This is a genomic window from Chthonomonas sp. (genome assembly GCA_016788115.1).
GTDB lineage: Bacteria > Armatimonadota > Fimbriimonadia > Fimbriimonadales > Fimbriimonadaceae > UBA2391.
On the sequence record JAEURR010000007.1, the window covers coordinates 251,439 to 264,077 of the forward strand.

Annotated in this window: 15 protein-coding genes; 9 read left to right on the forward strand and 6 right to left on the reverse strand. The window is 60.6% G+C overall.

Annotated features, from left to right (window positions below; genetic code table 11):
- Positions 1 to 60: 60 nt before the first annotated feature.
- The 5 genes from JNM85_08650 to groES all read right to left on the reverse strand — a co-directional run bounded on the left by JNM85_08650 (position 61) and on the right by groES (position 3,703).
- Complete coding sequence (locus tag JNM85_08650) at positions 61 to 1,020, reverse strand: acetylxylan esterase (GenBank protein MBL8088120.1); 960 nt, start codon at positions 1,018 to 1,020, stop codon at positions 61 to 63.
- 6 nt (positions 1,021 to 1,026) lie between these two features.
- Positions 1,027 to 1,761 carry a hypothetical protein gene (locus tag JNM85_08655; GenBank protein MBL8088121.1) on the reverse strand — a complete coding sequence of 245 codons (735 nt, stop codon included), beginning with the start codon at positions 1,759 to 1,761 and terminating at the stop codon, positions 1,027 to 1,029.
- A gap of 16 nt (positions 1,762 to 1,777) precedes the next feature.
- Complete coding sequence (locus tag JNM85_08660) at positions 1,778 to 2,809, reverse strand: LacI family DNA-binding transcriptional regulator (GenBank protein ID MBL8088122.1); 1,032 nt, start codon at positions 2,807 to 2,809, stop codon at positions 1,778 to 1,780.
- 39 nt (positions 2,810 to 2,848) lie between these two features.
- The gene (locus JNM85_08665; GenBank protein ID MBL8088123.1) at positions 2,849 to 3,328 is read right to left on the reverse strand and encodes a DUF664 domain-containing protein; all 480 of its coding nucleotides are present in this window, start codon (positions 3,326 to 3,328) and stop codon (positions 2,849 to 2,851) included.
- Between the two features lie 78 nt (positions 3,329 to 3,406).
- Positions 3,407 to 3,703, reverse strand: coding sequence for a co-chaperone GroES (groES, locus tag JNM85_08670; protein MBL8088124.1), 297 nt, complete (start codon positions 3,701 to 3,703; stop codon positions 3,407 to 3,409).
- A gap of 128 nt (positions 3,704 to 3,831) precedes the next feature.
- Here groES and JNM85_08675 point away from each other — a divergent pair, with 128 nt between their 5' ends.
- The 5 genes from JNM85_08675 (at position 3,832) to JNM85_08695 (ending at position 7,960) form a co-directional block, all read left to right on the forward strand.
- On the forward strand, positions 3,832 to 5,040 hold the full coding sequence (locus JNM85_08675; protein MBL8088125.1) for a glycosyltransferase family 61 protein: 1,209 nt from the start codon (positions 3,832 to 3,834) through the stop codon (positions 5,038 to 5,040).
- Positions 5,041 to 5,204: 164 nt separating this feature from the next.
- Positions 5,205 to 6,077, forward strand: coding sequence for a PEP-CTERM sorting domain-containing protein (locus JNM85_08680; protein MBL8088126.1), 873 nt, complete (start codon positions 5,205 to 5,207; stop codon positions 6,075 to 6,077).
- 116 nt (positions 6,078 to 6,193) lie between these two features.
- The gene (locus JNM85_08685) at positions 6,194 to 6,490 is read left to right on the forward strand and encodes a DUF1844 domain-containing protein (GenBank protein ID MBL8088127.1); all 297 of its coding nucleotides are present in this window, start codon (positions 6,194 to 6,196) and stop codon (positions 6,488 to 6,490) included.
- Between the two features lie 14 nt (positions 6,491 to 6,504).
- Positions 6,505 to 7,008 carry a hypothetical protein gene (locus tag JNM85_08690; GenBank protein ID MBL8088128.1) on the forward strand — a complete coding sequence of 168 codons (504 nt, stop codon included), beginning with the start codon at positions 6,505 to 6,507 and terminating at the stop codon, positions 7,006 to 7,008.
- 13 nt (positions 7,009 to 7,021) lie between these two features.
- Positions 7,022 to 7,960 carry a hypothetical protein gene (locus JNM85_08695; GenBank protein MBL8088129.1) on the forward strand — a complete coding sequence of 313 codons (939 nt, stop codon included), beginning with the start codon at positions 7,022 to 7,024 and terminating at the stop codon, positions 7,958 to 7,960.
- Here the strand turns inward: JNM85_08695 and sucC are convergent.
- On the reverse strand, positions 7,957 to 9,111 hold the full coding sequence (gene sucC, locus JNM85_08700; protein MBL8088130.1) for an ADP-forming succinate--CoA ligase subunit beta: 1,155 nt from the start codon (positions 9,109 to 9,111) through the stop codon (positions 7,957 to 7,959). The genes JNM85_08695 and sucC overlap by 4 nt on opposite strands.
- 182 nt (positions 9,112 to 9,293) lie before the next feature.
- Here sucC and JNM85_08705 point away from each other — a divergent pair, with 182 nt between their 5' ends.
- Genes JNM85_08705 through JNM85_08720 form a run of 4 tightly spaced genes read left to right on the forward strand, consistent with a single transcriptional unit; the run spans position 9,294 to position 12,634 of the window.
- Positions 9,294 to 9,704 carry a hypothetical protein gene (locus tag JNM85_08705; GenBank protein MBL8088131.1) on the forward strand — a complete coding sequence of 137 codons (411 nt, stop codon included), beginning with the start codon at positions 9,294 to 9,296 and terminating at the stop codon, positions 9,702 to 9,704.
- Entirely contained in the window at positions 9,592 to 10,449 is an 858-nt protein-coding gene (locus tag JNM85_08710; GenBank protein ID MBL8088132.1) for a zeta toxin family protein, read from the forward strand. Before JNM85_08705 ends, JNM85_08710 begins: the two co-directional genes overlap by 113 nt.
- Positions 10,442 to 10,639 carry a hypothetical protein gene (locus JNM85_08715; protein MBL8088133.1) on the forward strand — a complete coding sequence of 66 codons (198 nt, stop codon included), beginning with the start codon at positions 10,442 to 10,444 and terminating at the stop codon, positions 10,637 to 10,639. Before JNM85_08710 ends, JNM85_08715 begins: the two co-directional genes overlap by 8 nt.
- A gap of 33 nt (positions 10,640 to 10,672) precedes the next feature.
- Positions 10,673 to 12,634 carry a glycoside hydrolase family 15 protein gene (locus JNM85_08720; protein ID MBL8088134.1) on the forward strand — a complete coding sequence of 654 codons (1,962 nt, stop codon included), beginning with the start codon at positions 10,673 to 10,675 and terminating at the stop codon, positions 12,632 to 12,634.
- The last annotated feature ends 5 nt before the right edge of the window (positions 12,635 to 12,639 follow it).

Consider the following 12,639-nt stretch of genomic DNA (forward strand, 5'->3'; position numbering starts at 1 on the left):
CCAAGAGACGTTAGATCCCTGCTAGCATCGCGCTAGCAGGGATCTTATTATGCCCAATCGTTATAGCTTGGACAAAAACTCGAAGTTGGCATCCACCGCGCCGGGGAGTCCCTCGTGGCTGTGATTGGGATAAATCACTATGCTCTTGGGGCCGGTCAACTTGTTGTAGGCGGCAAACTGGGTGCTCGGAGGGCAGATCGTATCCATGAGGCCGGTGAGCATTCGCACCTCTCCCTTGATCCGCGGAGCGAGGTGCTGGACGTCGATGTACCCGAGCTGCATCCAGATCTCTTGGATTCGCGCATGAGTCGGGTCGAAGCTCCGCAAGAAGTAGCGCAGCTCATCATAGGCGTCTTTGGCCAAGTCCATCGCCCAGACCCGCTGGTAGTCCGCGAGGAACGGGTACGCCGAAACACAACGAGTCACGAACGGGGACAATGCCGCGCATGCTAGCGAGAGCCCCCCGCCTTGGGACCAACCGATGGTCCCGATGCGACTGCCATCCGTATCGTCTTGGCTCGCGGCGATCCGTGCCAACTGTGCGCAGTCCAAGAAAATGGATCGGTATAGCATTTTACTCGGCTCATCACCTAATCCGCGTACGATGTGGCCGCGTAGGGTCGTCCCGCGCACCCCGCCTACATCCTCGCTGCGCCCGCCTTGGCCACGGACATCGAGCGACCACGCACTGAAGCCCGCATGAACCCACTTTGCGAGGTCGATCCACTCTCCGCTCTGCATGCTGTAGCCGTGGAACTCGATCACTGCGGGGGACTTTGCCGGACGCATGACAGGCCGGACGTGTTTCGCGTAAATGCGCGCACCACCCACTCCGGTGAACCAAGCGTCAAAGCACTCGACCCCCGGGATGTGCGGCCCCGCGGATTCGAGGCAGACCTCGGTGCCGAGTTTGTCGAGCTCCGCCAGCCCGGCATCCCAGAAGGAGTCGAAATCAGATGGACGCGGATTGGTGCCTTGGTACGACTGGAGCTCATCAAGGGGCATGTCAACGAGTGGCATGCTCGACTACTCCCTCCAGTTGATGCTGTAGTTGCGGTCCTTTGCCCGGCCCGCTAGCGAGATCCGATAGAAGTTATCGAACTCGCGCTGGATGAAGAGCGTTCCGCTGCCGGTGGCTCGCTGATCGCCAAAGGCGTCGGTCACGGTGAGGGCCACGTCGTTCCCGCGCCACTTCCAGGTGCCATTCACCTGGATCGACTTGTTTCCGCGAAACTTGATGCTGAAGTTGCCATCGCGGTTTAACGACACGATCGCGGTCTTGGCTTGGTTGCTCGATTCGCCCTGAAGCTGGAAGCTTCCTGACCCATCGCGAGTCCGATTCAGGCTAAGAAATCGACCCAGGCCGGGGCCCGCATCGGCTTTGATCTGGCTGGAGAAATCGACCGAGAAGCTTTGGCCCTTCGTGGAACCGTTGAGGAGGAGCCGCTCCAGACTGCCATCCAGCGCGATCACCACGGAGCCCGTACCGACCGCGCCATTGCTGCCGAACCCTTTCTCGATCTTGAGCGAGTACTGTCGGTCACGGTCTTTGCGCCAGGTCCCGAAGAATTGGTCGGTGCGGCGCGCTTCGATTTCGATCATGAAACTGCCGCCCTGACGAAGATCGACGTTCACCCGTTTGATCCCCTCTTCGACCGTGCGGCCAATCTTGAGCGTGCCCGCTCCACCCGTACGTGCACCCACCTGCGCGACGGCAAAAACGACAAGGCACGTGCATGCCAACCAAACCCAAGCTCTCATGGCTCTATCTTATCCGCTACCGGGATGATTCGCGTTCGATCAATTCCATCGGAAACTCGATCGACCGACTGGGCAGCGACCCATTCTCAATGCGCTCCATCAGCCACGTCCACGATTGGTTCACGATTTGCTCGACCGGTATCTGCACCGTCGAGATGGGAACCCGGTAGTCCTCCGACTCGGGCAAGTTTCCGTATCCCCAGATTCGACAGTCGTCCGGAATCCGGTAGCCCGCGCCAAACGCAACACGAGCGACATTGATCGCCAGTCCATCGGAGAACGCCACGATGCCCTCGGGCAACCTGTGCTCATCAAGGAAGCTGCTCAGCGCTGAGGCGGTCGAGAGTCGGGTTTCCTCTTCAATCTCGATCACAAGAGGCTGAAGTCCCGCCTCTTTCATCGCGGCAAGGTAACCCGTGTGGCGCCGCTCTTCTGGGTACACCTGAACCACCCATTTCAACGTGACGTGCGCAACCTCTCGGCACCCGTTCTTGATAAGATCTAGGGTTGCCGACTTTGCCGCATCATAAACGTCGAATCCAACCGCGTCGCCGTTCTCGTAAAGTTCGGTCCCCATCACCACGACTGGGGTCGAGAGATTTGACTTGTCCGCCCGGAATGCGGCGATTGCCGGCCCTGCGTCTACGGCAAACACACCGTCCACGGGCCAGTCCGGAAGGCGCGTTATCGGTTCAGCTCCGTGGGCTCGAGGGTTATCCAAAGCCGTGATCATCACGTTGTAGCCCGCCGCTTCAGCCCGGGTGGTGATCGCTCGCAAGGCGCGCAAGTGGTTTGCGGTGACGCGATCAAGCGACATCCACACCGCCACGACGTTCGATCTGCCCGACTTCATCGCCTGGGCAATTCGGTTGGGTCGGTACCCTACCTTCTCTGCCGCGAGAACGACTCTCTGTCGGGTCGACTCCGGCAGGCGAACACTCGCCGTGTCCGACAAGACGTGCGAAACGGTCTGGACAGAAACGCCCGCCTCAGCCGCGACGTCGGCGAGGGTCACCCGCGAGTTACTGCTCTGTATACGTTTTGACATACGAACTATCTTGCTTGGGTCTGGGAGTAACGCTGGAGATTAGCGTGGGAAGTCCGATGCCGTGACGATGAGGTGAGCCTGTCCGTGGTGGTAGCCGGGATGAAACGCCAGGCGAGCCAAAGCACCGTGGCCGGTGATCATGGGTCCAAGCGCGCTCTTGATTTCATGCCGCAGCAGCTCCTCGCTCGGATGTCGGAGAATTGGCTCGGCCGTGGCGCGAGCCCGAGCCAGCATTGAGTTCACCAGTTCCGGCGTGATGTCGCCCGCAGCGTATGGAAAAGGACCCTCGTCCACAACCCCCTCTGTCGCACAACGCTTCAGTTGCTCTAGCTCCGCCTGTTCGACGCCCGTAAGCTGTTCGATAAACCAAACTTCGACGCCCGCAACGTGCAACGCGGACTGCCCGATCGAAAGCGCATGGTCGTGGATCTGCCAATTCAACTGAGGTTGGCTCAAGTTTCGGACAGCCTCATCGAATCGCCCACGACAAATTTCGTACGATGCGTGAAATGTCGTCATCTTTCCGGTCTACCCCACAAGAAAAGACGGCGGCGAACGTTTATCGTTCGCCGCCGCCAACTTTTACGGACGAGCCCCTTAATTCTTGATGATTGCGTAGATCTGGTCTTCGTCCAGGATCGTCACATCGCGACCTTCGAGAGTCACTTCGTTTCCGCCGTACTTACTGAAGAGCACACGGTCGCCAACCTTGACCGTGAGTTCGTTGCGGCCACCGTTGTCGAGCGTTCGACCGGAACCGACGGCGACGACTTTGCCTTCTTGCGGCTTCTTCTTCGCGCTGTCAGGGAGGAAGATGCCGCCCGCCGTCTTCTCTTCGGCTTCGAGCACTTCAACGACGACCTTATCACCCAGAGGTTTGATATCCATTGCCATGTGGTCTGATGTCTCCTTCGAACGGTGCGCGACGCACCGCTGATTACTGTTGCATTTTGGCACTCTCGACCCGAGAGTGTCAATCAGTCTCGCGACAATCGGTGCACGAGCCATACTTAAAAGAGCGTATGGCTGGCCTCAAATCGATACTCCCCGCAATCCTCGGACGGAAAATCACTCCGACCAACGTGTACCGGGGAATCCTGGACCTGACCCCGCTCCGCAAGGCGTTCGTCTGGCTCAAGCCCGAGCGCGCTATCACTACCGTGACACCGGTCCACAGCGAGATCGAGATCGTCAGTTTCCCGTGCCCGCACACGCCTGGCGTCAAGTACTTCGATGTGCTCCCTGGCGAACGCGGCCTGCGCCGAGTGTCCGACTTCGGCACCCCCGAGGACAAACAGGCGCTCTACGAACGCATCGAGCGGAAGCACGAGACAAAGGACTATTTGAGCCGCGCGATGCGCGTCGTGCTGCTCGAAAATGTCGATGTCTTCCTGCCGGAGGGCACGGTGACCCTCAACGGCAAGATTGTCGAGGAGGCGTGCACCTCGGTTCGCACGGCTTTGCGACCAAGCTACTACCTAGACCGGATGAGGCTCAAGAAGTTCAAGATTCCTGGAGACCGCATCTTCTTGCCGATCCTCCACTGGCGCGCCTACGGCCACTGGACCACCGACCTATTGACCCGGATCGACACTCTTGAACGATGCCCTGAAGTCCCCAAGGTCCCGTACCTCTTCCCCGACAATCCCGCGCAGTTTCATCTGGCCAGTCTCAAGGCCGCAGGAATCACTGAGGATCAGCTCGACAGGCGCCCGCCGGGCCGGTATCGCGTGGAGCGATTGTGGCTCCCGGTGCGCATCATGGAGCACAACAACACACACCCCAAGGCGTTCGAGTGGCTGCGGAAGCGGATTCTTCCAAACGTACCGCTCACCCGATCGGGCCGCCGCGTGTTGATCTCGCGCGCAGATGCGACCTGGCGTCGGATGGTCAATGAAGATGCGCTGATGGAAGCCTTGGCCCCATGGGGGTTCGAGCGAATCATCCTCGGGAAGCTTTCATGGGAGGACCAAGTGCGCGTGTTTGCCGAAGCCGAACTGGTGATGGGTCCGCACGGCGCGGGCATGGCGAGCATCGTTTACTCGCCGCCAAACGCCACCCTGGTTGAGTTCTTCACGCCGACCTTGATCGACAACACCTTTGTATTCTGCGCGCACGTGGGTGGCCTCAAGCATGGCGTCATCTTTGGCGAGGACGTGGGCCGCGACATGCACATCCCTGTCGAGAAAGTCCTCGCTATCCTCGACGAGATCGGGCTGAGTCGAGCTTAGGCCCGTAATCGTACGGGATTCATGCAGAACTTGCACCAGAGTCGCATAAAAAGCCCGATTGTTATGCACATAAGACTTGCGTTCTCGGGGTAGCCCGGCTTATACTGAAGACGTGCATTGGCTGGGGTTACCGGTCGGCATGTGTTTTCTTAAAGGAGCAATCAATGAAACTGACTTCCCGATTTGGGCTGTTCGCCCTTGTCTTGGGCGCGGCTGCCGCATCGAATGCCGTCGTCTATAGCTTGTCAACGTTCAACCAGACGCTGACCGGCGGCGCAACCACCGTCTCGACTGTCAACCCAAACATGTACACCGCCGACATGACCAAGGTCATCAAGCCGGGCACGCTTGGCGCGGGCGGGTTTGCAGAGATGCGAATGCGCGTGGACATCAACGCCGCAGCAGCCAATGCCAGCAGCATCAACAACATCATGACTTTCGGCTTTGGCCACAAGGTCATCGCTGAGAACACGAACACCGCCGCGGCTCGTCTCGGCGCGCTCGGCAACTCGAGCAACGGTAGCAACAACTGGGGCGCCCCCATCATGTACTACCGAGACACCGACTTCGGCACGCGCACTGCCTTCAACAAGCAGTACCGCACGACAGGGATCTCGTCCTCTCCGTTCGACACGGGCAAGTTCACCGCATTCCCCAAGGACGATGCGAGCAACACCGCAGCCGCTATTGGATCGAAGCTGGATATCAAGGTCCGCGTGAACACGTCGGGCGCATTCACGCTTTCCGTTCGACACCTTGATGTGAACGGCAACGTACTGCCAACCTCGGCACTGTTCGGCTCTTCACCGCTCGCGAACCCGCAGATCATGTCTTCGACGATCAACTTCAGCGGCACCGGTCTGCTGTCGAACATGAGCGAGTTCGTGCCCATCATCCGGTACGACACGGGCTACAACACCGCCGCGGGATGGGAAGTTCGCTTCTCGAACGTCGAGCTCGAAGTTGTTCCCGAGCCGGCCACGCTGGCCGCACTGGGCCTCGGCGCTGCACTCATCCTGCGACGCCGCAAGAAGTAACCCCACTAGAACCAACCGTTTGCGTTAACGGTGGGCCGCCCCAATTGGGGCGGCCCCGGTCATTTTGTGGAGATCCGTGCGCGACGAACCGCAGCGCACGGACGTCATCAAAGTGTATGGCTGACGAGCAAACCGGCCTGCCCAGCGAGCCGATTAGTGTTTTTCCGGTACTGTCCATGGTGATCGAGCAGATGTCCAGCATCGCTTGGCAAAAGCTTGGGCTGCAGCACGACCCGTTCGTCGGCGGACTTCACAAGAATTTGCCAGAAGCGCGCATTGCCATCGACGCCGTCGCCGCGCTGATTCCGTTGCTTGAGCCGTCACTGGACGAGTCCGATAAACGCCAAGTGCAGACGCTACTGAGAGATTTGAGAGTCAATTACGTGAACCACAGCGGAGGAGAGGACTCATAAACGTCTTTACCGCCATGAACGGCGCACGCCAGCGAGCCTCGGGACTTGTCCGAACGTTCACTCGGTTGCCTCTTCGGGTACGCGCCGCAAGGCTTGACGTTGCCCGACGGAATGAGGCAAAGGCGGACGTCGCTCCACGAGCGCTCGCGGAGCGACGCGAAGACTTGCTCGCGTTCTACGGGCGCTATGAAGACCTCATCGAGGTGCTGTGCGACGCGTCCCAGTACGGGCCCGAGGCCAAGCTTGAAGTGCGGTATCAGGACACACGCGGGTGGATGCTGAAACACTACAGCACCCTGCGCGTTTCGGTACTACGCTACATCGAGCCCGCAGATGGCCCGGAAGCGAGCGCTCTCCAATTGCACGGCCGATCCGCGGACCCGTTCGAATCCCTCTTTGCGGCCTCGAATCTTGAGGAGTTTCTCCGGGAAGACGACGGCAACATGATCTCGAGGATCATGCGCACGCGCACGGCGCTCAGCCTGTACAGCGACCACCTCAGGCAACAAGTTTCCTAGCCATAATGAAGGCATGGTACGCGCGTTACGATTGTCCGACGCGGACGCCTGCCTCACGCTCTGGAATCGGGTGTCCCCCGCCAAGTTTGCCATCGACGCCGCGCAGTTGTCGATCAACGTCTTCGGCTCGCCGCTCTGGCTAACCGATCTCTCCTTTGCGATCGGAGATCCGCTCACTGCCTTTGCGGTTATGAAACGCTCTGGGTTTGGGATGTATCCCGGCCCCGAGGAGTCGTGGCTTCATCTCAGTTGCCTCGTTTATGAGGACCCGCACGACGGTGCCCAGCTTCTGGATGCGATCCTGAATGTGGCCCACGCCCGGGCCGCGACCAAGCTCTTCTACGGGCAGGACTTGCGACACTTCTGGCCAGGGGTGCCCGAAGAGATGCCCGCCCTCAAGGAGTTGCTCGCCTCGCGCGGGTTCCAAGCAGGCGACACGAACGTCGATCTCGAACGAGACATGAAGGAGTACATGGCCCCCGAGAACGTCTACGCGCGGATCGGCGATGCCCAGTTGCGAGCCTGCAGCGTAGCGGATGTGCCGCTCCTAGAAGAGTTCCTCAAGCGCGAGTTCCCGCGGCGCTGGTGGTACGACGTCATGAACAAGATTGAGATCGAGGGCCGACCCGAGTGCGTGTTCGGGGTCTTTGTGGACGGCGTCTGCGAAGGGTTCGCGATCACCCACGAGGACGGCTGCAAGATGCCCATCGGCGGTGCGGTTTGGCACGTGGACATGGGTCCGGGCTGGGGATCGCTGGGTCCAATCGGAGTGAGCGAACGAGTGCGCGGCCGGGGGCTGGGTAACGCCATCCTCGCATTCGGGCTCGAAGGGCTGAGAGATCGGGGCGTGCGCCAGTGCATCATCGACTGGACGACCCTCGTCGACTTCTACGGTCTGCACGGCTTCAAGCCGACCCGGATCTACACACCGTTCTCGATCGATCTCGCCTAGCGATAGGCGAGTTCGACCACTTTGGCAGCGGCTTCTTGCATCGTCGCCGCCCCGGTGAGCTTGTCGCTGCCCTTCAGGATTTCCAGACCTTCCGCTGCGGCCGTACCGTCAATGCGCACTACGACGGGAACTCGCACGTCGATCTGATCGAACGCGCTGAGCACACCCTTGGCGACTTCATCGCCGCGCGTGATACCGCCGAAGATGTTGATCAGGACACCCTTCACGTTCTCGTCCATCATCAGGATCTCCATGCAACCCTTCACGCGCTCGGCGTTAGCTCCGCCTCCGACGTCTAGGAAGTTCGCGGGGGTACCACCGGCTGCCTTCACTTCGTCCATGGAGCACATCACTAGCCCCGCGCCGTTGCCCATGATGCCAATGTCGCCACCAAGTCGAACGTAAGCGATGCCCCGCCGCGTAGCCTCGGCCTCGATCGGGTCCTCCGCACTGTCATCGGCGGTTGCCGCGTACTCCTTGTGGCGGAAGAGGGCGTTCTCATCGATGCTCACCTTGGCATCGGCGGCGATCAGCTTCCCTTCCGGCGTCAGCGCGCATGGGTTGATTTCGATCAGGTCGGCGTCCGACTCTAGGTAGGCCTTGACCAACTGCTTGATCATGGAGACCATCTGTCCCTGAGCCTTGGCGGGGATGTTCGCCTTCTGGACGGCTGCGCGGACCTGATAGTCGGAGAGGCCCCACTGCGGATCCACATGCAGCCGCACGATGGCATCGGGATTCTTCTCCGCGACTTCCTCGATCTCCATTCCGCCTTCGCGCGAGATCATCACCACAAGCTTTGCAGCGGCGCGGTCGGTCAGAACGCTCAGGTAATACTCCTCGGCAATGTCGATAAGCTCGCCCACGAGCACGCGCTCGACGATCATGCCCTGCGGGTTCTGGATGCTGACCAAGCGCTTCCCGAGCAGTCCCTGAGTGAATTCAGAAGCCGCCTTGGCGTTGTCGAACAGCTTCACGCCGCCCGCCTTGCCACGTCCTCCCATGAGCACTTGCGCTTTGACCACGACCTTGCCGCCGAGACGGTTAGCGATTTCGAGCGCCGTTGCGGCGTCTTGCGCAACATCACCGGCTGGAACCGGCACCCCGTAGCGGGAGAGAAGATCTTTTGACTGATACTCGTGCAACTTCATGGGCTGAAGTCCAAAGGGTACCCGACGCTCGAAGTTGGGTATTTTGGCGCGACCCTAGCGATTTCTCTTGGAAAATTGCCCATTTGTCTGGTACATTAGGGTCGGCTCTGAAACGATTGGCGGAAGTCTGTGCCTTGTGCTCCTGACTGTATCCTTCCATCCGAATAGCGCCAGGAGAAACAATGGCAAAATCCCTATACGTGGGCAATCTTTCGTACTCGGCTACGGAAGGCGACCTTATTCAAGCATTCGAGAAGTTCGGCGCAACCGTTGCCCGAATCGTTCAAGGTCGCGGCTTCGGCTTCGTCGAAGTTCCCGATGATCAGGCAGACGCAGCAATCGAAGCCCTGCACGGCAGCCAGATGATGGGCCGAACCCTTACCGTTAACGAGGCACGACCGCGCGAGCCGCGAGAGGCCCGTGGCGGCGGTGGTGGCGGCTACGGCGGCGGCGGCGGTGGTGGTCGCAGCGGTGGCGGCTATGGCGGCGGCGGCGGTGGCGGCTATGGCGGCGGCGGTGGTGGTCGCAGCGGTGGTGGCGGTGGTCGCAGCGGCGGTGGTCGCGGCGGCAACGATCGCGGCGGACGCTGGTAAGCAGCAGCCTCGACTTACGACGGAAGGCACCTCAGGGTGTCTTTCGTCATTTTTGGGGCACTGCCCCGACCGATTCGGTGTCAAACAACTTGGACACCACAACGCGATGCCACTAAGAGAACTGCAGACTCAACGAGGACCCATGCGGGACGTCACCGAGAGCCCCGATCACCAGCCCCAATGGATCATCATTGCGGGCCCAAACGGTTCCGGCAAGTCGACGACCGCGAACCTCTTGCTGCCTCCATCCATGACGTTCGTCAACGCGGACATGATTGCGCAGTCGATTTCGGGTGTCGCCACGACGACTGCGGACCTGCGCGCTGGGCGCTTACTCGTCAACCTGCTTGACGAGCTAGAGTCCGACCGCCTCGACTTTGCAGTGGAGACGACGCTGGCCACGCAGAAGCTCATCCCTCGACTCCAGCGCTTGCAAGGCGATGGGTACGAAACCCACCTGATCTTCATGTGGCTGGAATCGCCCGAATTGGCGGTCGAACGCGTGCGTTCCCGAGTCCGAATGGGGGGTCACGACGTCCCCGAGGATACGGTGCGCCGACGCTATGCCCGCGGCCTGAGACACTTTTTTGACTCGTATTGGGAGGCAGTTGACCATTGGCGGATGTATGATAATTCGAGGTTGAACGATCCGGTCCGCATCGCTTCGGGGGGAAGGGCCCGGTCATTGGAAGTCAACCAACCCAGCAAGTGGGATCGAATTGTCGAGGAGTTTCGCCGTGGGTGATCAAGACAAGCAACAGCTAAACGAGATCTTGCACGACGACCACAAGGCCGATGCCACCGTCAAACGGGCCATCGCCGAGGGGTTGCGTGAGAACAAGCTGCGCGGCAACAAAGTAGCCGTTTGGAATGGCCAAGAGGTCGTGCTCGTCGAGCCCGACGGCATCGACGAAGACGGACGCCCGGCCCCATAATCAGGCCCGTTCGAGTATCCTTCCCGACGCGCTATGCCCCGACTCTTTGCTCACGGCAACGGCCGGATGCTTGTCCAAACAGACCGTTTCGGCATCATCCGCGACCTCTACACCCCGCACGTCGGTCTTTGGAATCACCTCAGCGGCCACCCAATTCGGGTCGGCATCTGGGTCGATGGCGCGTTTGTATGGCTGGAGGATCACGCCTGGAACCGCGAGGCGAGTTTCTCGGCCGGGGCCGTCGGCACCCTGAGGCTGCACCACGGTGCACTCCAGATTGACCTCGTCATCGAGGATGTAATGCTGCCCGAAGACCGAATTTTCTTGCGGCGATTCTCGTTCACCGATACCGCAAACCTGCCCCGCGAGGTGCGCCTGTTCCAAACTGCGGACACGCGGCTCGCAGAAACCGACATCGGCGATACCGCCTTCTACCACCCAGGGCTCGAAGGGATGGTCCACTTCAAAACCACGCATGCCCTGCTCTTCGGCGGTACGACGGATCTCGGATCTATACATCAATACTCTACTGGAGTTAAAGATTTCGCTGGCCACGTCGGCACGTGGCCCCAAGCCGAACGAGGCGAGCTGGATATGCGCGCGATGGACCAGGGTTCGGTTGACAGCACCCATAGCTTGCGCCTGGATGTTCCGGCCGGAGGCACTGCCGCCGCGCAGACCTGGATCATGGGCGGACACGACTTTGCCGACCTCGCCCAGCTTCGATCGAAACTGCGGAAAGTCGGATTCAGTACCGCCTTTGCCGAGGCCGATTCGCATTGGTCAGGCTTCGTTGGCCGCGCCGATCTCGCCGATCATGCCCTGAGCGACCGGGTGCGCACGTTGGTCGAGCAAAGCCTGCATTACGTCCGCACCCAAACGAACCATAACGGCGCAATCCTCGCTGCAAACGATAGCGACATCCTCCGGTCGAACCGGGCGACCTACAGCTACATGTGGCCCCGCGACGGGGCGCTTGTCGCGCTAGCAATGGACGACGCCGGCTACCCCGGCTATGCAGCAGGCCACTTGCACTTCTGCATGCCGCTGATCTCTGAGTCGCAACCCTTCTTCTTGCACAAGTACTCGCCCGATGGCTCGTTTGGAGCGACTTGGCACCCGTGGATCATCGACGGCACCCCAGAGGTTCCGTTCCAGCAAGACGAGACTTCTCTCACCGTACTGTCGGCCGTTCGACTGTTGGAGCGAGAACCCCACCGACCCGACGCCGGTGAGCTCTTCGACCGACTCGTCGCCTTGCCTGCCGACTTCATCGCACGCGCCGTGGACGAGCAGACCGGCCTTCCGGTGCCTAGCTACGATCTGTGGGAAGAGAGGCGCGGTATCCACTGCTACACGCTCGCAACCAACATTGCCGCGCTTCGCGCAGCCGCGGGGCTCACCAACGACTCGACCCAAGCCACCCGGTGGTCGAGGGTCGCCGAGTCTCAGCTTGCTGCCATGCTGAAGCACCTCGTAGACCCCGCTTCGGGACGGCTGCTCCGCTGTCTGTCCGGCGGCAAGGATCCGCAGCCCGATTCCACCGTCGATTCCGCATGTTTGGCTGTCGGCCTCCTGGGCGTCCTGCCATGGGATCACCCGGCCATGGTTGCCTCCTACCAGGCAGTGACGGAAATGCTCCTCATGAAGACCGGCATCCGGGGCGTGGCGCGGTACGAGAACGATTACTACTTCCGCCGCGACCACGACATGCCCGGCAACCCATGGATCATTTGCACCATGTGGCTCGCCCAGGCCCAACTGCAACAGGCGAGAACGCTCGATGAGGTTCGCGAGGCGGCGCTGTGGCTCGATTGGGCCGCAGACCGGGCCGAATCGACTGGCGCGCTCAGTGAGCAGTTTCACCCGCATTCAGGCGAGCCGCTGTCGGTTTGCCCGCTCACTTGGTCACATGCCGAGGTCATCCGGACAGCCGCGTTGGTCTCGCGTCGGACGATTGAACTCTCGCATAAGGGGAACGCTCGGCCAGTCTGAACGGG